This window comes from Streptomyces sp. NPDC000880 (genome assembly GCF_053599675.1).
The window spans coordinates 44,887-65,190 of record NZ_JBSFMS010000012.1 but is presented as its reverse complement, the minus strand read 5'-3'; the positions used below and the strand labels follow the sequence as shown (position 1 = coordinate 65,190).

Sequence of the window (20,304 nt, the reverse complement as noted above, 5' to 3'; positions counted from 1 at the left end):
GAGGAACACGGCGGAGGGCGCGCGGCTCAGGACCTCAGGAGATCTCAGGAGACCTTGAGCAGCGCGTCCTCCCGCCATTTGAGGATCTTGTCGAAGCTGACCACCGCGCCGTAGCCGGGCCGGTTGCGGAAGTGGACGTGGTCGGCGAGCTGCTCGATCAGACAGAGTCCGCGGCCGCTCTCGTCGGTGGGCGCGGCCTGCGGCATGGCGTGGGCGCACCCGCCGCGCCGGGTGGGAAAGCCGGGGCCCGAATCGGCCACTTCGATACGGCACTTCTCGCCGTCCAGATACGCGGTTACGCGGTATGCGGCGGAGGCTTCGCCGGAGCCCTGGCCGCCGCCGTGCTCCACGGCGTTCGCACAGGCTTCGCTGAGCGCGACCGACAGATCGTAGGAGATGTCGGGGTCGACGCCCGCGGTCTCCATGGTGCCGAGGAGCAGGCGCCGGGCGAGCGGAACGCTCGCGGCTTCGCGCCGCAAGTGGAGAGACCACCAGATGCTCATGCTCCAGCCTCCTGGCTGCGGCTCGACATACCGATACGTATTGCCGCAAGACACGGTCCGTAAGCACACAGTTGACGTGATTGCGCTCATTCGGCGGACGCGCGCGGTTCACGCGGCGATGTATGTCGCCAAAGGGGATCTTCCGGACCTGCCGTATGACCGCTCCCACCGCAGTGCGATGATGACCCGGTCATGTCGTCCATCCTCGTTGCACGCGCCGGAGCCGGTCTGCGGCTGCTGAGGGCCGCGGTGTTCACCGCGGTCTGCGTCGTGCTGTCCGCGACGGGACACGTGCTGGCCGCCTGTGCGGACGTGCCCTGGTGGACGCTGGCGGCAGGCTTCATCGGGGTGTTCGCGCTGGTCGCGCCGTTCGCCGGGCGGGCGCGCTCGCTGCCGTCCATCGCCGTCGCGCTGACCGTCGGACAGCTCGCTCTGCACGCCCTGTTCGGGGTCGGGCAGCACCGGCTGCAGCTGGCCCCGACCGCCGACGACGCGCTGATCAGAATGGCCGCGAAGCTGATGTGCGGGGCGGGCGCCGCGTCGCTGAGCCCCGCGGACGCACGGCGGATTGTCACCACCGCGGGCATCACCCCGCAGGGGCACGGCACCCACGAACATATGGCGCAGACTGTCGCCGCCTCGCCTCAGCTGCTGCCCACCCTCCCCATGCTGCTCGGGCATCTGCTGGCCGCGCTCGCGACCGGCTGGCTGCTGCGGCGCGGGGATCTCGCGCTCGTACGGCTGACCCGACTGTCGGCGGACTCGGCCCATGAGGTGGCCCAGACGGCGTGGCTGCGTTCGCTGCGCGCCGCGCTCACTCTCGTACGGGCACTCCGGGCCGGTCTCCCGGGGGCGCCCACGGCGGATCCGCGCGCTCCCCGGACGTCGTCCGCCCCTCCCGAGCCGACTGTCGGGGAGGCACTCCAGCACACGGTGATCAGGCGCGGGCCTCCCGCGGACCTCGCTCTCGCAGCCTGACGCGGCCCACTCGACGGGAGTGGCGCCGCGGTGTCGGCGCACCCCTGTGCGCGCGGCGCACATCCGCCTCCCCTGAACTGTGGAGTCTTCTCTGCCATGAACGTTTCCCGCCTCGCCGTCGCGACCGGTGTCGCCGCCTCCTCCGTGCTGTTCCTGTCCGGCACCGCGTTCGCGCACGTCAGCGTGCAACCGCAGGGCGAGGCCGCCAAGGGCGGCTACGCGACGGTCAACTTCAAGGTCCCCAACGAGCGCGACAACGCCTCGACCGTGAAGCTCGAAGTCACCGTCCCCACCGACCACCCCCTGTCATCCGTGATGCCGCAGCCTGTGCCCGGCTGGAAGGTCGAGGTCACCAAGTCGAAGCTGGCCAAGCCGCTCGAGGTGCACGGCAAGCAGATCACCGAGGCCGTCTCCAAGATCACCTGGACCGCGGACGGTTCCAAGATCGCCCCTGGCCAGTTCCAGCAGTTCCCGGTCTCGCTCGGGCAGCTGCCCGAGGACGCCGACCAGTTGGTGTTCAAGACGCTCCAGACGTACGACAACAAGGAGGTCGTGCGCTGGATCGAGGAGACCAAGGCGGGCGCTGCGGAGCCCGAGTCTCCCGCGCCGGTCCTGAAGCTGTCGGCTGCCACCGCGGATCACCACGGCGGCGGCGCCACGGACGCGGCCGCCGAGGACGCCAAGAACGCCGGGCACGACGAGGGCGAGAAGACCGAGGCCGCGTCCGACAACAGCAGCGACAACACGGCACGCGTCCTGGGCATCGTCGGCATCCTCGTCGGCGCCGCGGGTGTCGTCTTCGGCGTTCTGGCCGGACGTCGCCGCACCTCCTGACAGTCCTTACATCACATTTGGGATATTTCTCCATGCGCAAGAAGACTGTGCTCGCGGCCGGGCTCGTCGTGGCCGTCGGGCTCACCCTGTCCGCCTGCTCGGGCGGCGACGGCTCCGCCAAGGGCCCGCTCGCCGAGGTCTCCGCCCAGGTGAACCGGCCGGCGACCGTGCTCGACCAGCCGTACGCCAAGCCGAACCTCGTCCTCACGGACACCCACGGCAAGAAGTACGACCTGCGCGGGCGGACCAAGGGCAAGCCGACGCTGATCTACTTCGGCTACACGCACTGCCCCGACGTCTGCCCGCTGACGATGAGCAACATCGCCATCGCCAGGAAGCAGCTCCCCAAGGCCGACCAGGACAAGCTCCAGGTCGTCTTCGTGACCACCGACCCGGAGCGCGACACCCCGGCCGAGCTCGCCAAGTGGCTGCCCAGCGCGGGCGACCCGTCGTTCACCGGCCTCACCGGCGACTTCCCGACGATCCAGGCCGGCGCGCGCCAGATCGGCATCGGCATCGACCCGCCGATGAAGGAGAAGGACGGCACGGTCGTCTCCATGCACGGCGCGCAGGTCATCGCGTTCTCCCCGAAGACCGACAAGGGCTATGTGCTGTACGGCGAGGACACGACGGCGGACGACTACGCCAAGGACCTGCCGAAGCTCGTCCGTGGGGAAAACCCGTGAACCGCCGCACAACCGCCGCCCTCGCCTCGGTCATAGCCCTGACCGTGGGGCCGACACTGGCGGGTTGTTTCACCTCGTCCGACAGCGGGCCCGAGTTGAAGGTCAGCGGCGCGTTCATGCCGCAGCCCGTCGGGGACGACATGGCGGCCGGGTTTCTGACCGTGCAGAACAGCGGAGGCGGCGCGGACAAGCTCACCTCCGTCACCAGCGACATCTCGGACGACATCACGATCCACGAGTCGAAGAACCAGAAGATGCAGGAGGTGAAGGCCTTCGACGTGCCTGCGAACGGCGAGCTCGATCTCGAACGCGGTGGAAACCACATCATGTTCATGAAGCTCAAGCAGAAGCCGAAGCAGGGCGAGAAGGTCGCCGTGGAGCTGCGTTTCGAGAAGTCCGGCCCGATCAAGGTCGAACTTCCCGTGAAGGAGCCCACATACAACCCCGTGAAGCACTGAGCAGTGAGGGACTGATCACGCCATGACAGCCACCGCCCCGCGCTTCGGCCCTTCCCCCGTCCGGCTGCTGCTCGCCGCGGCCGTACTCATCGGCACGCTTCTCGGCGCACTCCTGGCCGGCGCGAGTCCCGCTTCGGCGCACGCCGCGCTGACCGGGAGCAACCCGAAGGACGGGGCGGTGGTCGCCACCGCCCCCAAGGACGTCACGCTCACCTTCTCCGAGCAGGTCGCCATGGGGAACGACTCGATCCGGATCCTCGAACCCAGCGGCAAACGCTCCGACAAGGCAAAGATCCGTGATCTGAGCACCGGTGGCACGGTCAGCTACGGCGTCGATCTGCTGCCCGGACTGCCCAACGGCACCTACACCGTGGCCTGGCAGGCTGTCTCGGCCGACAGCCATCCCGTCTCCGGGGCCTTCACCTTCTCGATCGGAGCGCCCTCCAAGACCAACGTCGCGCTGCCCAAGGAGGAGGCCGGCGGAGGCGTCGTCGGCGTCCTCTACGACATCGCACGCTACGCCTCGTACACGGGCTTCGTACTGCTGGCCGGCGGCGCGGCCTTCGTGCTCCTGTGCTGGCAGCGCGGCGCCTCCGTCCGCCCGCTGCAACGCCTCGTCGTACAGGGCTGGGTGACACTCACCGCGGCCACCCTCACGACGCTCCTGCTGCGCACCCCCTATACCGGCTCCGGAAAACTGGCGGACGCCTTCGACCTCGGCGGGCTGCGGGACGTCCTGGACACCAAGACCGGGGCGGCGTTGATCTCCCGGCTACTGCTGCTCGGGGCGGCCGCGCTGTTCGTCGCCGTGCTCTTCGGGGCGTACGCGAAGCGCGAGGACGAGGACGAGAAGAAGGACCTCACCTTCGGTCTCGCCATCGGCGGCACGGTCGTCGCGGCCGGGATCGCCGGGACCTGGGCGCTGTCGGAGCATGCGTCGACCGGCATCCAGCCGGGGCTCGCGATGCCCGTGGACGTAGCTCATCTACTGGCCGTGGCCACCTGGCTCGGCGGGCTCGCGGCGCTGCTGACCGCGCTCTACCGGGCGCCGTCGATCGAGCAGGCGGCGGTTCGGCGGTTCTCCAAGGTCGCGTTCACCAGCGTCGTCGTGCTCGCCGCGACCGGGCTCTACCAGTCCTGGCGGCAGGTCGGTTCGTGGTCGGCGCTGACCGGAACGTCGTACGGACGGCTGCTGATGGTCAAGGTGGGGCTGGTCGTCGTCATGGTCGGTGTCGCATGGATCTCGCGGCGGTGGACAGCCCAGCTCGGGGAGGCGACAGAGGCGACAGAGGCCAACGCCGAGGAAGCAGCAGACTCGTCGGACCCCGAGCGGGCCGCTCAACTCGCCCGCCAGAAGGCCGCGGTAGCCACTGCCCAGAAGAAGAAGGCACGGGACGCCGACCCCTCGCGTTCCGGACTGCGCCGCTCCGTGCTGGCGGAGGCGGGTGTCGCGGTGGTGCTGCTGGCCGTGACCACCGTGCTGACGGCCACCGAACCGGGCCGTACGGGAGAAGAGGCCGCCGGGTCCGGAGGTTCCCAGGCGGCCGCGACCGTGTCCGAAGGCCCCACCGGGATCAAGCTGCCCTTCGACACCGGCGGCCAGAACGGCCAGGGGACGGTGCGGCTCAGCCTCGATCCGGCCACCTCCGGCGGCAACGAGATGCACCTCTGGATCGACAGCCCGGACGGAAAGCCGCTGGACGTGCCCGAGGTGAAGGTCTCCTTCACTCTCAAGGCCAAGCAGATCGGCCCGCTGCCGATCACGCCCGACCGCCTCACGGCCGGCCACTGGAGCGCGGGCGCGGTCCAGATACCGATGCCGGGCGAGTGGCAGGTCCAGGTGACCGTGCGGACCTCCGAGATCGACCAGACCACCATCGACAAGAACGTGAAGATCGGCTGACGTACCCGTGAGTGACTCCGTGAAAGACCCTGCGCACGACCCCGTGAGTGCCCCAGTGAGCGACCCCGCGAACGACCCCGCAAGCGACATCGACATCTCGAGGCGGCGGCTGCTCGGCACCGTCGTCGCGGTGGGCGCGACCGGGCTCGTGCTGGGGGCCGCGGGGGGCGCCGCCGCGCACGCGGCTGCCTCCGGCGACGCCCCGGCCGCGCTGACGGCGGTCGGCTCGACCGGCATCGCGTTCCACGGCGAGCACCAGGCGGGAATCACCACGCCCCTGCAGGCCCGCGGCCATCTGATCGCCTTCGACCTCGCGCCGGGAGCGGGCCGCAAGGAAGCCGCCGCGCTGATGCGCCGGTGGTCCACGCTCGCCGCCGAACTGATGGCGGGCCGGGCGTCCGGCGACGGCGACACGGGCGTCGCGCTGGACGCCGGGCCCTCGTCTCTGACGATCACCTTCGGCTTCGGCCGCACCTTCTTCGACCGTACGGGGCTGATGGCGCAGCGCCCGCCGGAGCTGGACCCGCTGCCCGCCTTCTCCTCCGACCAGCTGGACGCCAAACGCAGCAACGGCGATCTGTGGGTGCAGATCGGCTCGGACGACGCGCTGGTCGCCTTCCACGCGCTGCGCGCGGTCCAGAAGGCGGCGGGACAAGCGGCCCGGGTGCGCTGGCAGATGAACGGGTTCAACCGTTCGCCGGGGGCCACGGGCAAGCCGATGACCGCCCGCAATCTGATGGGCCAGGTCGACGGCACGCGCAATCCCAAGCCGTCCGAGGCCGACTTCGACCGGCGGATCTTCGTGCCGTCCGGGACGAAGTACGCGTGGCTGGCGGGCGGCTCGTACGCCGTCGTACGCAGGATCCGGATGCTGCTCGACGACTGGGAGAAGCTCTCGCTGAAGAAGCAGGAGCTGGTCATCGGCCGGCGTAAGTCCGACGGCGCGCCGCTGACCGGCGGCACCGAGACGACCGAGCTCGCGCTCGATCGGACAGGGCCGGACGGAAAGCTGGTGATCCCCGACAACGCCCACGCCCGGATCTCCGCGCCGGAGCAGAACGGCGGTGCGGCGATGCTGCGGCGGCCGTTCTCGTTCCACGACGGGATCGGCCCGGACGGGACGCCGGACGCGGGCCTGCTCTTCATCTGCTGGCAGGCCGATCCGCTGCGCGGCTTCGTACCCGTACAGCGCAAGCTCGACCGCGGCGATGCGCTGTCGCCGTTCATCCGGCACGAGGCGAGCGGACTGTTCGCGGTGCCGGGCGGGCCCAAGGAGGGCGAGTACGTGGGGCAGCGGCTTCTGGAGTCGTGAATCATTGCGGCCCATTAGGGTGACGGTATGTCGGCCACGCTCTACACATATCTCGGTCCCGAGGGCACCTTCACCGAAGCCGCCCTGCGCACGCTCCCCGAAGCCGCCACCCGGGAACTTGTCCCCATGGTGTCCGTGCCGGCTGCGCTCGATGCCGTACGCAACGGGGACGCCGCTGCCGCCCTCGTACCGATCGAGAACTCCGTGGAGGGCGGCGTCACCGCGACCCTCGACGAGCTGGCCTCCGGCGAGCCACTGATGATCTACCGCGAGGTGCTGCTGCCCATCACCTTCGCGCTGCTGGTACGGCCGGGCACCAAGCTGTCCGAGGTGAAGACGGTGACCGGGCACCCGGTCGCCCAGCCGCAGGTCCGGAACTGGCTGCGGAACAACCTGCCGGACGTCCTGTGGGAGTCGGCGGCCTCGAACGCGGACGGCGCGCGGCTGGTGCAGGAGGGGCGGTACGACGCGGCTTTCGCGGGCGAGTTCGCGGCGGCGACGTACGGGCTCGAGCCGCTGGTCACCGAGATCCACGATGCGGAGAACGCGGAGACCCGCTTCGTACTGGTGGGCCGGCCCGCCAGGCCCGCGGCACCGACCGGCGCGGACAAGACGTCGGTCGTCATCTGGCTGGGCGACGACCACCCGGGTGCGCTGCTCGAACTGCTGCAGGAGTTCGCGGTGCGCGGGGTCAACCTGATGCTGATCCAGTCGCGGCCGACAGGCGCGGGGATCGGGAACTACTGCTTCGCCGTGGACGCCGAGGGCCATATCGCGGACCGGCGGGTGGGCGAGGCGCTGATGGGGCTGAAGCGGATCTGTCCGAAGGTGCGGTTCCTCGGTTCGTATCCACGGGCGGGTGTGGTGGTGGGGAATGCACGGGAGCTGCGCGCGGGGACGTCGGACTCGGAGTTCACGGCGGCGTCGGACTGGCTGGCGCGCTGCCAGGACGGCCGCGCCTGAGGGGAACGGCCGCGCCTGAGAGGACCCGGGAGGCTACTGGCCCAGTCCTACCTGCAGATTTTCGTTGTCCACAGAACTTATCCACAGGCGCACTTCTCGACCTGGGGACAAGTCGACAACACAAGCCGACATCGTCGACAAATCTGCCCACCCGCCCCACTTCCGCCCACAGGACCGCAGGACCGCAGGGTGCCCCCTGTCACCTCAATTCCATTGATCAACTCTTTAGAGCGAGGAATTCCCACCCGAATGAGTGTGTGAGGTGGGTTTGGGCGGGGAACCCCCCGGCTCACACGCAGCCCTGAAAACGATCTTTTCCGTGGTTCTCCGCGGTCCACAGATCTCACACACAGCCTGTGGATAACCTTGCCGGAAGCTGCATCCCCTGTGGACAAGGGGACCTCGAGCCCCCATCCCCCGAAGGGCGTGGGTTAAAGCGTTCCCTCGCCCCATGCCCCATTTCGGCGAGTAGCATCGCCTTTACCGACACTGGCCCTCTCAATCGGCACCCGATTTACCGGCCTCTTCTCAATTCCGGCAATTCGAGCAATACGGGCAAAATGGCACGCAAGGCGATATCGAGTGGGGAGCCGTCAGTCCGCACCGGTAGCCTGGTGGGGTGATTGACCTTCGCCTGCTCCGTGAGGACCCCGACCGTGTTCGCGCCTCCCAGCGCGCCCGTGGAGAGGACGTCGCCCTCGTCGACGCCCTGCTCTTGGCCGATGAGCGGCGCAGGTCGTCCGGCCTCCGCTTCGACGAGCTGCGCTCCGAGCAGAAGCAGCTCGGCAAGCTCATCCCCAAGGCCTCTCCCGAAGAGCGCGCCGAGCTGCTGAAGAAGGCCGAGCAGCTGAAGGCCGACGTCAAGGCGGCCGACGCCGCGCAGGACGAAGCCGACGAAGAGGCCAGGCGGCTGCTGCTCCAGCTGGGGAACATCGTCCATCAGGACGTTCCGGTCGGCGGCGAGGAGGACTTCGTCGTCCTCGAGACGCACGGCACGATCCGCGACTTCGGCGCCGAGGGCTTCGAGCCCAAGGACCACCTGGAGCTCGGCGAGGCGCTCGGCGCCATCGACGTCGAGCGCGGCGCCAAGGTGTCCGGCTCGCGCTTCTACTACCTGACGGGCGTTGGCGCGCTGCTCGAACTCGCACTCGTCAACGCCGCGATCGCGCAGGCCACCGAGGCCGGCTTCATCCCGATGCTGACCCCGGCGCTGGTCCGCCCTCGCGCCATGGAGGGCACCGGCTTCCTCGGCCAGGCCGCGGAGAACGTCTACCACCTGGAGAAGGACGACTACTACCTGGTCGGCACCTCCGAGGTCCCGCTCGCCGCGTACCACATGGACGAGATCATCGAGGCCGACAAGCTGCCGCTGCGGTACGCCGGCTTCTCGCCGTGCTTCCGCCGCGAGGCCGGGACGTACGGCAAGGACACCCGCGGAATCTTCCGGGTGCACCAGTTCGACAAGGTCGAGATGTTCTCCTACGTCGCTCCCGAGGAAGCGGAGGCCGAGCACAAGCGGCTCCTGGACTGGGAGAAGCAGTGGCTGACCGGCCTGGAGCTGCCGTTCCAGGTGATCGATGTGGCGACCGGCGACCTCGGTGCGTCGGCCTCGCGCAAGTACGACTGCGAGGCGTGGATCCCGACCCAGGGCAAGTACCGCGAGCTGACCTCCGCGTCGAACTGCGACAGCTTCCAGGCGCGCCGCCTCTCGGTCCGGATGCGCGACGGCAAGAAGGTGCAGCCGCTGGCGACGCTGAACGGCACGCTGTGCGCCGTACCGCGCACGATCGTGGCGATCCTGGAAAACCACCAGCTGGCAGACGGTTCGGTGCGGGTGCCCGAGGTGCTCCGTCCGTACCTCGGCGGGCGTGAAGTGCTGGAGCCGGTAGCCAAGTGACGTTCCCCTATCGGCTCGTCGCGACAGATCTCGACGGCACGCTGCTGCGTGGCGACGACACGGTCTCGCAGCGCACGCGCGATGCCCTCGCCGCGGCCACCGCGGCGGGCGCCGCACACATCATCGTCACCGGGCGCGCTGTTCCGTGGACCCGCCACATCCTGGACGACCTGGGGTACGAGGGCCTCGCGGTCTGCGGCCAGGGCGCGCAGGTCTACCACGCGGGCGAGCACCGGCTGCTGACGTCCTTGACGCTGGACCGGCAGCTGGCCGGTGTTGCGCTCTCCAAGATCGAGGCGGAGGTCGGCCCGCTGGCGCTGGCCGCGAGTCGCGACGGGCTCGACGGCGAGGTGCTGGTCGGCGCCGGCTACCGGCTTCAGGAGGGCCCGCTGCCGGTGGTGGCGTTCGAGGACCCGTCCGAGCTGTGGTCCGCGCCGCTCAACAAGGTCTACATCCAGCACCCGGTGCTCGACGACGACGCGCTGGCGAAGGTGGCCAGGGCGACGGTCGGCAGCCTGGTGGACGTGGTGATGGCGGGCCCGGGCATAGTGGAGATCCTGCCTCTTGGGCTGACCAAGGCGACGGGGCTGTCGCTGGCGGCGCGGCGGCTTGGGCTGCGGGCGGCGGACACAATCGCGTTCGGTGACATGCCGAACGACATCCCGATGTTCGGGTGGGCGGCGCACGGGGTGGCGATGGCCAATGCGCACGAGGAGCTGAAGGCCGTGGCACACGAGATCACGGCGTCGAACGAGCAAGATGGCATCGCGGTGGTGCTGGAGCAGCTGCTTCAGGGCTGACGCGCTGCGGTGTTGCGGAGGATGCGCGGATCGAACGCGCGCGGGGTTTTTGGCCCCGACCACGGCTTAGCAAGCCGCTGCCTTACCACTCGGCCAATCCTCCGGGAGGGGGCGGCCCGCGCGGATACGCGCTCGAAGCGGCCGCCCCCGGACAGCTGCCTACGGGCGGCTTCGCGGAGTGGTCGGTGGCTACTCCGCTGCCTGCCCGGCGCTGCCCTGCTGGGAGCTCGACGGACTCGTGCTCATACTCTCGGTCATCGCCGCGCTCCTCTCCCGGTCGGTGGCGTCGATCGCACTGGCGTGCGCCGACTCAATTACTGTGCCCCGGGCGGCGCTTCGGTGCCACTGATTTTCGAGGAGCGGGTCACCTTACGGTCTGTCGCTGCAAGCCATCTCTCGATCATGATGCGTGCTCCCGCCCGCGCCTCGTACGACATTGAGGTTGAAGGTGTACGTGCCGAGGGCGGCGGCCACTCCTAGGAACAGCAGCGCGAGGTGTTCCTGGCCGCGGGCGGTGGTGATCCCGCCCAGGTCGAGCTGCGACGAGGGCGGCCGGCCGAGGTCGCCTGGGCGTAAGGCTGGAGGGGCAGATGCTCGCGGCCCGCGACCGGAGAGTGCGGCAAGGCGCGGACCGCGAGCCGGGATCAACGGCGCTTACGCCGCTGGCCGCGCTGCAGTTCCCTCAGCTGATGGGCGAAGTCGTCCATCCTCCGGTCCATCCGGCGCTCCATCCGCCGCATGTCGTCGGAGAGATCGCAGAGCCGGTTGCTCATCGCCCCGACGACCTGATTGGTGGTGTCGAGCCGCCGGTCGAGACGGTCGAGCCGCACCGAGATCCCGTTGATCACGGGGCCGAGTTCCTGGAGCGCTTGTCCGACGGTGTCCAGGTTCGCCTCGACCCTGGTGACGCGTCGGTCGAGGGACGCGTAACCCTGACGCCAGCCGTCTTCCTCCTCGGCGTCGAGGAGGTACGTGCGGACGCAGCGGGCGATGTCGCTGTCGCGAAGAAGCATCGCGATGTTGAGCACGGACCGGCGGGTGTAGAGCCGGAGGTGCGCACGCCCCTGTGGATAACTCTCCTTTGAAGTGTTCAAATTGAGCACTTCAAAAGACTGCAGCTCAGAGCCCTTGAGCGTGATCATCCCGCTGGCTTCGAGCTCGTCCCGATGACGCCTGGCGATGTTGTGCACAGTGCCCCTGTGGACCTCGAAGTAGTGCGCGACACCCTCCGTGGTGACATGCATTCCGTCCGGGAGCATGACAAGCGCCTTCACCTTGTCCAGGACTTCGACACGCCCCTGGTGCTCGTCGCGCATCGCGCGCGACTCAAGCAGGGCGACTTCCGATGGCATGGAAATGCCTTCCGTTCGCAAAACCGATCATGGACGGCCCTCCTCCCCGGGCTTCAGGGGTGGAGGTCGGCTCACGGTGCTACTCACCCAATGACCGGCCCGGCTTTCGATCCGGCACCGGCAATCCCCAGTTTCACGAACTCTCGTCGCTACGAACTCCAGTTGCCTCCACGCACAGTGGACAACGAGTCGATAAACGTACAGTTACGCGGATATGCGTCAACCCCCGCCCACCGGACAGGGGTTGACACCCAAGAGACGAGAACGGACCCTGCCGCCTCACTCCTCCCCGGCGAGCTTCAGCACCCTCAGCTTCTGGCCCGCGTACCACGTCGCCACCACCGTGACCCCCGCCAGCAGCGCCACCGCCAGCGGCAGCCCCACGTCCGAGCCGATCAGGCCCTCCCCGCCGATCTTCTCGGCGAGCGACAGCGACCACTGCTGGACGCTCAGCGTGCGCGCCCCCGGCACCAGGCTGCCGAACAGCGTCTCCCACACCAGCGCGTAGACGAGTCCGATCACCACCGCATGCCGGCTGACCGTCCCGAGCAGCAGGAACAGCGCGCTGTACGCGATCGAAGCGACGAGCGCCGCCACGGTGTACGCCACCGCGACCTGCTGGCCGTTGCCGTTCAGGATGAATCCGGCGATCAGCGTGGGCACCGCCGAGAAAGCCATCGTGATCGCGATGGCCACGACCAGTTTCGTGACGATGATCGTCGGCCGCTTCACCGGCTTGGCCAGCAGATAGACGATCGACCCGTCGTCGATCTCGGGCCCGATCGACCCGGTGCCCGCGACAACGCCGATCAGCGGCACCATCGTGGCGATGGCGAACCCGCCCAGAACATCCGCGGCGACCTGGTCGTCCACGCCGTTGAAGCTCCGTACCGCCACCGCGATGAGCAGCAGCAGTCCGGGAAGTACGAACAGGATCGCTGCCCGGCGCCTGCCGAGCACGGCCCGATAGGTGAGCCGGGCGACTGTGGGGTTGTACATCTGCGTCACAGCTCCTTTCAGGCCGCTACGAGGTAGGAGAAGACCGACTCGAGGGACTCGTCCGAGGGGGAGACCGTGAGCAGCCGGATGGAGTGCTCGCGGGCGACCCGCGGCAGCAGTTCGGTGAACCGGCCGAAGTCGACGGCCTGGATGCGCAATGCACCCTCGGCCAGGTCGACCTCGATGCCCGCCGTCGACGGGTCGGCGATCAGGGCCGCGGCGAGCGCCCGATCGTCGCTGGACCGTACGAGATAGCGGTGCGGCCGGTCCGTCATCAACCGGCGGATCTTGCGGAAGTCGCCTGAGGCGGCATGCCGGCCGGCCACGATCACCTCGATGTGGGAGGCGAGTTGCTCGACCTCCTCCAGGATGTGGGAGGAGAAGAGGACCGTACGGCCTTCGCCGCCCATTCGGCGCAGCAGGTCCATCAGCTGCATCCGCTGGCGCGGGTCCATGCCGTTGAAGGGCTCGTCGAGCAGCAGCACAGACGGCTCGTGCACCAGCGCCGATGCCATCTTCACGCGCTGCCGCATACCCTTGCTGTACGTCGCGATCTTGCGGTCCTGCGCGTACTCCATCTCGACCGTGGCCAGCCCGCGCTGGGCCTCCTTGGCGCCCAGGTCGTGCAACTCGGCGTTGGCGACGACGAATTCGCGGCCGGTGAGGAAGTCGTACATCGCTTCCCGCTCCGGTACGACGCCGATCTGCCGGTAGACGGACTCATTGCGCCAGATCGTCCGACCGTCGAGCGTGGCGCTTCCCGTCGAAGGGGCGAGGAAACCACCCATCATGTTGATGAGCGTGGACTTTCCGGCGCCGTTGGGGCCGAGCAGACCGGTGACGCCCGGCCCGATCGTCATGGTCACGTCGTTGACGGCCACGACATTCCCGAACCACCGTGAGGTGTGCTCGATGTTGATGGTGGTCACAGCCCGACCTTTCGGTAACGGCGCATCAGTACGGCGTACGAGCCGAGGACGAGCGCGAGAACGACGAGCAGATAGGCCACGCCCGCACCGGCTCCAGGTCCCGCCTCGCCCGGGAAGGCGGAGGTCGCTCCAAGGAATGCGGTCTGTACGCCGTCGATGAGCGTGACCGGAGAGAAGAGGCCGAGCCACTTGATCACTCCGGGCGATCCGGTCTCCCATGCGATCGCCTGGAGGGTGGAGACGGCGCCGTACGTGATGGTCAGCGTCGCGATCACGGCGGCGACGCCGAAGCCGCGGCGCGGCGTGAGCGCGGCAATCACCAGGCCGAGGCCGCCGAAGAGTACGGAGAGGAGCGCCACGGAAACCATGCCCTGCGCGAAGCCCTTCGTCTGGTCCGCGAAGTCCATCTTGGCGAGCAGCGAGCCGATGTAGAGGATGACCAGCGGCGCCGCGGTGAGTACGAACAGCGCTGAGGCCATCGCGCCGTACTTGGCCAGGACGTAGTCGATGCGCTCGATCGGGCGCGAGAAGTACAGCGGCACCGTCTTGAAGCGCAGATCGCGGGAGACGGACTGCGGGGCCTGCCCGGCCAGGAAGAGGCCAATGATCGCCTGGGTGACGATCGCGTAGCGGGTGTAGTCGAGGGGGAGGTTGCTGAGCTTCGTGGCGACGGCGACCGCGACGATGATCGCCGCGGGCAGGCACATCACCGCGAAGAGGATCATCGGCAGCACCTTGGACTTGGCCGAGCGGCCAAGTCCGTAGGCGCCGCGCAGCGACTGCGAGTAGAGGGAGCGGCGCGCGTACGCGCGGCCGAGCCGCGGACCTTCGTAGTTCCGGTACCCGATGTTGTGGATCCGGGTGGTGTCCTTCTGGATCCCGGTGGTCTCGATGCTCATCGCGCCTGCACCTCCATGGGCTGTTCCGCTGCCTCCCGACGGAAGACTTCCGCGATGTGGTGGCGGCGCTGTTCCATCCGTACGAGTCCGAGGCCGAGCCCGGCGACGGTGTCGCGTACGACGTCGTACGTCTCCTCGCCCGTCGCCTCGATGAGCAGGATGTGGCCTGCGCCGGGCAGACCGTCCTCCACGCGCGCGTGGAGCGTGATTCCGGCGGCGGCAAGTGCTTTACGGAGCACGGCGGTGCCGTCGGGATGCGTGTCCGTGTCGGTGACCTCGACCGCGAGGGTCGTGGTGATCTGGGTGAAGTCGCTGGTGGAGCTGGAGCGCAGCAGGGCGCCGCCGTCGATGACGACGACATGGTCACAGGTGCGCTCGAGCTCGCCGAGGAGGTGCGAGGTGACCAGGACCGAGATGCCGAAGTCGGTGTGGACGCGGCGGATCAGGCCCAGCATCTCGTCGCGGCCCACCGGGTCGAGACCGTTGGTCGGCTCGTCCAGGAGGACCAGCTTCGGGTCGTGGACGAGGGCCTGCGCGAGTTTGACGCGCTGCTTCATGCCTGTCGAGTAGCCGCCGATGGGGCGGTACCGCTCCTCGTAGAGGCCGACATGGCGCAGGGTGTCCGCGGTGCGCTCGCGGGCGGCCGTCGGCGGCAGCCCGGACATGCGCGCCATGTGGACGACGAACTCGGTGGCCGAGACGTCGGGCGGCAGGCAGTCATGCTCGGGCATGTACCCCACCTGTTCGCGGATGGCGGCGCCGCTCGTGGCGACGTCGAGGCCGAGCACCGCGGCCCGGCCTTCCGTGGCGGGGGACAGACCCAGCAGGATCTTGATCAACGTGGACTTGCCGGCTCCGTTGGCGCCCACCAGTCCGGTCACACCGGGTCCGATGTCCAAGGAGAGCCGGTCAAGCGCGGTCACCCTGGGGAACCGCTTGCTCAGGCTTTCGGTCGCGATCACAGTCACATTTCGAAGGTAGTGGCGCACGACACACGGGGCGTCAGCCCTGGCGGCTGGATCGGTGTCCGACTCGAGAGGTACGGACCCGTAGGGGGCAGCGACGAAAGTGAACAGCGGCGCGGGTGTCCGAAGGCCGGTTGTCCGAAGGCCGGTAGGCCAAAGGTCGGTAGGGCCACAGGCCAGTTGTCCACAGGTCGGTTGTCCACAGGCTATGCACGACCCTTGACGCGGCCGCCGATCATTCTCACATTCATCAGTGTCACCTTACGGCTACGTACCGCATTCGGGACGGACGGACGGGCGGGTGGCATGACATCAGCAGTGGCAAGTGAGCTGACCGCGGAACCGCGGGGGTTCAGAGAAGTGCAGCGCCTGGCGCACGAATGCGCGGAGGCGGTCGCGGCGCAGCTCAAGCCCGGGGTGACCGAGCGCGGGGTGACCGCCCCGGCGGGGCTGTGGGCGGTCGAGCCGCACCTCGGATGCAATGAGGAGGAGTCGGCGTGAGTCTCAAGGGGGCGCGGGAGCGCTGGGTCCGTACGGGCGGAATCGAGCTCTGCGTCGCGGAGCTGGGCGACGCGACGCAGCCGACCGTGCTGTTCGTGCACGGCTATCCGGACAGCAAGGAGGTGTGGTCGGAGGTCGCCGAGCGGCTCGCTGACCGCTTCCATGTGGTGCTGTACGACGTCCGGGGGCACGGCCGCTCGACCGCGCCGACGCCACTGCGCGGCGGCTTCACCCTGGAGAAGCTGACAGACGACTTCCTGGCTGTCGCGGACGCGGTGAGTCCGGACAGGCCGGTGCATCTGGTCGGCCACGACTGGGGCTCGGTGCAGTCCTGGGAGTTCGTGACCGTGAAGCGTACCGAGGGCCGGATCGCCTCCTTCACCTCGATGTCAGGACCGTCCCTGGACCACTTCGGCCACTGGATCAAGAAGCGGATGAGCCGGCCCACGCCCCGCAGGGTCGGCCAGCTGCTCGGCCAGGGCGCCAAGTCCTGGTACGTGTACATGCTGCATACGCCGGTGCTGCCGGAGCTCGCCTGGCGCGGGCCGCTGGGCAAGCAGTGGCCCCGGATCCTGCAGCGGCTGGAGAAGGTGCCCGGCGGTGACTACCCCACGCCCTCGCTTCCGCAGGACGCGGCGCACGGCGCGTGGCTCTACCGCGACAACGTCCGCGCGCGGCTGCGCCGCCCGCGCTCCGACGCGTACGCCCAGGCTCCGGTCCAGCTGATCACGCCGACGGGTGACATCTTCCTGTCCGAGCGGCTCTACGACGAACTGGGCGAGTGGGCACCGCGGTTGACCCGCCGCTCGCTGCCCGCCAAGCACTGGGTGCCGCGTACCAGGCCGGACCAGCTGTCGGCCTGGATCGGCGAGTTCGTCGTGGCCAACGAGGACAGCGCGGCCGGGGTGGCCGCGCGGGAGACCGTGGCCCGCGGCCCGTATGCCGAGCGGCCGGGGGGCAGCTCGTCCTGGTGACCGGACGAGCCCACCGCCACCCATCCCTCGCAGGAGGGCTCGCCGCGCAAGGCCATCGACTGTCTCGCGACGTCGCCCCGGCCCGCGCCGCGGCGAGGGCGGTGGGCCGCGCCGCCTTGTCGTAGGCGGCCTGTCATCGAGCTGTCATGGAGGGACCAGGCTTGTCCGAGCAGTCAGTAGCCGAGTGCCGGATCGAGGATCTGGCGCACCACAGCGACGCCACCGTCCGCACGATCCGCGCCTACCAGGACCGCGGACTGCTGCCGAAGCCGGAGCGGCGCGGGCGGGCCAATGTGTACGGCTCCACCCACCTCGCGCGGCTGCGGCAGATCGCTGACCTGCTCGACCGCGGCTACACCCTGGCCTCGATCAAGGAGCTGCTGGAGGCCTGGGACGCCGGGCGCGGGCTCGGCGGGGTTGCTCGGCCTGGTCGCCGAGGTACAAGGGCCGTGGACGGACGAGAAGCCGGCCCGGATCACCCGCGCCGAGCTGGACAAAAAGTTCGGCGGGAAGCCGGACGATGCGGCGGTCGCGGAGGCGGTGGACCTCGGTGTGCTGGAGCGGATCCCGGGACATGACGGCGAATTCCTGGTGCCCAGCCCCCAAGAGCTCGCGGTGGCGGCCGAGTTGTACGCGGCGGGAGTGCCACTCACGGCAATCTCCGGTCATCTGCGGGAACTTCGCGGGCAGGTGGAGCACATAGCTTCCCATTTCCTCGAGTTCACCACCGAGCATGCCTTCGCCCGCTACTTGGGCCACCGGCCGCCGACAGACGCGGATGCGGCCGAGACAGCGTCGCTGGTCCGGCTGCTGCGGCCGCTCGCGCAGCAGACGGTCGACGCCGAACTGGCGCGGGCGATGCGGACGTTCGCCACCCGGCATCTTCAACAGCACCTGGGTGCGCAGGGGCCGCCGCCGGTGGACAGTGAGCCAGGCCCGGTGACTCTGCCGCCGGAGACAATCCGGGCGGTGCACCGCCTGGTTGGTCAGGAGAACGTGGCCGCTTTTATCGCGGCCGCGACCGAACGAGAGGTGCAGGCCAGGACTTTGGATGCCCTGACTTCAAAGAATGGCGATTCCAGGCAATTTGGCCAAAGAGCTTAAATCGGCGCTGCGTTGTCCACAGAAACGCCAATTCCCTTGTGGATAACTACAGTTGGCTGTGGATCAAACCTGCAATGCGATTTTTTTGGTGGCGCCGGACCGAGCCGACGGGCACGCTGACGGCATGAACGCAAGACCCGATGAACAACGCACCGTGAAGGTGTCGAAGTACCTCTCGAAGCATCTGCGGCACCAGCCAGACCGTCTCGGCATCACCCTCGACGAGAACGGCTGGGTGGCGGTCGACGAGCTGATGCGGGCCGCGGCCGCGCACGGCTTCCTGTTCAGCCGCGCCGAGCTCGACCATGTCGTCGCCGTCAACGACAAGCAACGCTTCACGATCGACGGCACGCGCATCCGCGCCAATCAGGGCCACACCGTCGAGGTCGACCTGGACCTCCCCCCGGCCGAGCCGCCCGCGTACCTCTACCACGGCACCGTCGCCCGCAGCCTGGAGGCAATCCGCGCCGAAGGCCTGCGCCCGATGAAGCGCCACCATGTCCATCTCTCGCCCGACCGCGACACCGCAACCCGCGTCGGCGCCCGCCGCGGCCGCCCCGTCGTCCTCTCCGTACACGCCGGAGCGATGCATCGGGCGGGCCACCTCTTCCACGTCAGCACCAACGGCGTCTGGCTCACCGACGCCGTTCCGCCGGAGTTTCTGCGCTTCCCCGGCGCGTAGGCCACCGCCAAGGGTGGACATCATGAGGCCGTCGCCCCTACGAGGCCCGGTTCAGCAGGTCAGCTGGGCGAGGCCCTCCGTCGCGATCTGCTCGAAGACCGCCTGGTCCGCGGCGAAATCCGAGTCGGGGATCGGGGCATGGACCACGATCTCCGTGAAGCCGAGGTCGAAGTGCTTGCCCGCGAAGTCCACAAAGGCGTCGAGGGACTCCAGCACGCGGCCGGGTTCCGGTGTGAAGCCGGTGAGCAGGATCTTGTCGAGCTCGTCCACATCCCTGCCGATCTCCGCACATGCCTTGCCGAGCTTCTCGATCTGCCCGCGGATCGCCTCGACGGACTGCTCGGGCGTGCCCGTCTCGAACAGCTTCGGATCGCCGGTGGTCACCCACGCCTGCCCGTGCTTCGCCGCGAGCTTCAGCCCGCGCGGCCCGGTGGCCGCGACGGCGAAGGGCAGCCTGGGCCGCTGCACACAGCCAGGGACGTTACGGGCCTCGACCGCCGAGTAGAAGGTCCCCTCGGAGGTCACGGAGTCCTCGGTCAGCAGCCGGTCGAGCAGCGGTACGAACTCTGCGAATCGATCGGCCCGTTCACGCGGTGTCCATGCCTCCTGACCCAGCGCCGTCGCGTCGAAGCCCATGCCACCCGCGCCGATGCCCAGCGTGATCCGTCCGCCGGAGATGTCGTCGAGGGAGATCAGGTCCTTGGCGAGGGTCACCGGGTGCCGGAAGTTCGGCGACGTGACGAGGGTACCCAATCGCATACTCTGTGTCACCGCCGCAGCGGCCGTAAGTGTGGGGACCGCGCCGAACCACGGCCCGTCCCGGAAGCTCCGCCAGGACAGGTGGTCGTACGTGTATGCGGCATGGAACCCGAGTTCCTCGGCCCGCCGCCAGGTCTTCTGTCCCTCGCCCCACCGGTGGATGGGGAGGATCACCGTGCTCAGACGCATGCCGCAGACGATACGCGGGCTGCCGGCTACCACGGCGGTCCAGGCGGAGTAGGTGCCGGAAGCAGCCCGGCGTCTCCCCGATGGTCGCTAGTCCCGTCCTCCGTAGCTCGTGTGGGTATATCGGCCATGATCGCGGATCGAATCGCGGCTGAGTCAACACCACTTCGGGGATCGGTCGTTGGGCAAGGTGTCCCTGATGTTGACTGGTACTGACCGGTTCAACATCGCTTGACACAAGCCTCGCGAAGCGATTCCCCCATGTGCGGAGTACCTGGCTAGTGTTGCTCCATGGGAACGTTGGGCAAGGCCGAACTCGAGACCATGATCGAAGAGGCGACTGTCGACGCCTACAACGAGGACGAACAGCTGACCGGTCTGTTCACCATGCTTGAGGAGCACATCGACGTGCCCTTCACCACCGCGGTTCTCGGCGTCGAGGTAACCGTGCGGGGCGTCGACCTCACGCCGGACGGCAGGATCGTCGCCCTGTGCACTCGCGGCGGCATCCGGCAGTCGGTCGGAATCCTGGAGCTGCCGTTGCCCAGCCCAGCGCCCGAGGGCACGGAGTGGATCGACGCGTACCGTCACTGGGCCGGTTGAGGCCAGGCACCTCACAC

The 20,304-nt window shown here is 68.8% G+C and carries 18 protein-coding genes, 1 tRNA gene and 3 pseudogenes; 14 read left to right on the top strand and 8 right to left on the bottom strand.

What is annotated here, in order from left to right; all coding sequences use genetic code 11:
* Positions 1-44 precede the first annotated feature (44 nt).
* A complete protein-coding gene (locus tag ACWDO5_RS06455; RefSeq protein WP_450528896.1) occupies positions 45-503 on the bottom strand; it encodes an ATP-binding protein in 459 nt (152 codons plus the stop codon).
* A 192-nt stretch (positions 504-695) separates the two neighbouring features.
* Here ACWDO5_RS06455 and ACWDO5_RS06450 point away from each other — a divergent pair, with 192 nt between their 5' ends.
* The 9 genes from ACWDO5_RS06450 to ACWDO5_RS06410 all read left to right on the top strand — a co-directional run bounded on the left by ACWDO5_RS06450 (position 696) and on the right by ACWDO5_RS06410 (position 10,334).
* On the top strand, positions 696-1,481 hold the full coding sequence (locus tag ACWDO5_RS06450) for a hypothetical protein (protein WP_450528895.1): 786 nt from the start codon (positions 696-698) through the stop codon (positions 1,479-1,481).
* 96 nt (positions 1,482-1,577) lie between these two features.
* Entirely contained in the window at positions 1,578-2,315 is a 738-nt protein-coding gene (locus ACWDO5_RS06445; RefSeq protein ID WP_450528893.1) for a YcnI family copper-binding membrane protein, read from the top strand.
* 32 nt (positions 2,316-2,347) lie between these two features.
* On the top strand, positions 2,348-3,001 hold the full coding sequence (locus tag ACWDO5_RS06440; RefSeq protein WP_450528892.1) for an SCO family protein: 654 nt from the start codon (positions 2,348-2,350) through the stop codon (positions 2,999-3,001).
* The gene (locus ACWDO5_RS06435) at positions 2,998-3,459 is read left to right on the top strand and encodes a copper chaperone PCu(A)C (RefSeq protein ID WP_450528891.1); all 462 of its coding nucleotides are present in this window, start codon (positions 2,998-3,000) and stop codon (positions 3,457-3,459) included. The genes ACWDO5_RS06440 and ACWDO5_RS06435 overlap by 4 nt, the downstream gene beginning before the upstream one ends.
* A 22-nt stretch (positions 3,460-3,481) precedes the next feature.
* Positions 3,482-5,362: a copper resistance protein CopC gene (locus tag ACWDO5_RS06430; RefSeq protein ID WP_450528890.1), complete on the top strand. Its 1,881-nt coding sequence runs from the start codon at positions 3,482-3,484 to the stop codon at positions 5,360-5,362.
* A gap of 43 nt (positions 5,363-5,405) precedes the next feature.
* Entirely contained in the window at positions 5,406-6,674 is a 1,269-nt protein-coding gene (efeB, locus tag ACWDO5_RS06425; RefSeq protein WP_450528888.1) for an iron uptake transporter deferrochelatase/peroxidase subunit, read from the top strand.
* A 27-nt stretch (positions 6,675-6,701) separates the two neighbouring features.
* Positions 6,702-7,637, top strand: coding sequence for a prephenate dehydratase (gene pheA / locus ACWDO5_RS06420; protein ID WP_450528886.1), 936 nt, complete (start codon positions 6,702-6,704; stop codon positions 7,635-7,637).
* A gap of 619 nt (positions 7,638-8,256) precedes the next feature.
* Positions 8,257-9,534, top strand: coding sequence for a serine--tRNA ligase (gene serS / locus ACWDO5_RS06415; RefSeq protein ID WP_450528884.1), 1,278 nt, complete (start codon positions 8,257-8,259; stop codon positions 9,532-9,534).
* Positions 9,531-10,334: an HAD family hydrolase gene (locus ACWDO5_RS06410; protein WP_450528883.1), complete on the top strand. Its 804-nt coding sequence runs from the start codon at positions 9,531-9,533 to the stop codon at positions 10,332-10,334. The genes serS and ACWDO5_RS06410 overlap by 4 nt, the downstream gene beginning before the upstream one ends.
* Before the next feature lie 15 nt (positions 10,335-10,349).
* Here the strand turns inward: ACWDO5_RS06410 and ACWDO5_RS06405 are convergent.
* From ACWDO5_RS06405 to ACWDO5_RS06380, 6 genes are all read right to left on the bottom strand, one after another.
* Positions 10,350-10,437: transfer RNA gene (locus ACWDO5_RS06405), tRNA-Ser, on the bottom strand.
* Positions 10,438-10,978: 541 nt separating this feature from the next.
* Positions 10,979-11,686, bottom strand: a complete 708-nt coding sequence (locus ACWDO5_RS06400; RefSeq protein WP_450528881.1) for a hypothetical protein — start codon at positions 11,684-11,686, stop codon at positions 10,979-10,981.
* Between the two features lie 279 nt (positions 11,687-11,965).
* Positions 11,966-12,685, bottom strand: a complete 720-nt coding sequence (locus tag ACWDO5_RS06395; RefSeq protein WP_450528880.1) for an ABC transporter permease subunit — start codon at positions 12,683-12,685, stop codon at positions 11,966-11,968.
* 17 nt (positions 12,686-12,702) lie between these two features.
* Positions 12,703-13,614 carry an ABC transporter ATP-binding protein gene (locus tag ACWDO5_RS06390; RefSeq protein ID WP_450528878.1) on the bottom strand — a complete coding sequence of 304 codons (912 nt, stop codon included), beginning with the start codon at positions 13,612-13,614 and terminating at the stop codon, positions 12,703-12,705.
* Positions 13,611-14,513, bottom strand: a complete 903-nt coding sequence (locus tag ACWDO5_RS06385; RefSeq protein WP_450528877.1) for an ABC transporter permease — start codon at positions 14,511-14,513, stop codon at positions 13,611-13,613. The genes ACWDO5_RS06390 and ACWDO5_RS06385 overlap by 4 nt, the downstream gene beginning before the upstream one ends.
* Positions 14,510-15,475, bottom strand: a complete 966-nt coding sequence (locus ACWDO5_RS06380; protein ID WP_450528948.1) for an ABC transporter ATP-binding protein — start codon at positions 15,473-15,475, stop codon at positions 14,510-14,512. Before ACWDO5_RS06380 ends, ACWDO5_RS06385 begins: the two co-directional genes overlap by 4 nt.
* Before the next feature lie 309 nt (positions 15,476-15,784).
* On the opposite strand from ACWDO5_RS06380, the pseudogene ACWDO5_RS06375 reads away from it, so the two are divergent.
* The 4 genes and pseudogenes from ACWDO5_RS06375 to ACWDO5_RS06360 all read left to right on the top strand — a co-directional run.
* A pseudogene (locus tag ACWDO5_RS06375) lies at positions 15,785-15,943 on the top strand (M24 family metallopeptidase); the annotation flags it as partial.
* Between the two features lie 32 nt (positions 15,944-15,975).
* Positions 15,976-16,964 (top strand): annotated as a pseudogene (locus tag ACWDO5_RS06370) (alpha/beta fold hydrolase); the annotation flags it as partial.
* Positions 16,965-17,099: 135 nt separating this feature from the next.
* Positions 17,100-18,057 (top strand): annotated as a pseudogene (locus tag ACWDO5_RS06365) (MerR family transcriptional regulator).
* A gap of 124 nt (positions 18,058-18,181) precedes the next feature.
* Complete coding sequence (locus ACWDO5_RS06360; protein ID WP_450528875.1) at positions 18,182-18,739, top strand: RNA 2'-phosphotransferase; 558 nt, start codon at positions 18,182-18,184, stop codon at positions 18,737-18,739.
* Positions 18,740-18,790: 51 nt separating this feature from the next.
* Here ACWDO5_RS06360 and ACWDO5_RS06355 read toward each other — a convergent pair whose 3' ends face one another.
* A complete protein-coding gene (locus tag ACWDO5_RS06355; protein ID WP_450528873.1) occupies positions 18,791-19,687 on the bottom strand; it encodes an LLM class flavin-dependent oxidoreductase in 897 nt (298 codons plus the stop codon).
* A gap of 288 nt (positions 19,688-19,975) precedes the next feature.
* Between ACWDO5_RS06355 and ACWDO5_RS06350 the strand changes: the two genes are divergently transcribed.
* Positions 19,976-20,287, top strand: coding sequence for a hypothetical protein (locus ACWDO5_RS06350; protein WP_450528872.1), 312 nt, complete (start codon positions 19,976-19,978; stop codon positions 20,285-20,287).
* The last annotated feature ends 17 nt before the right edge of the window (positions 20,288-20,304 follow it).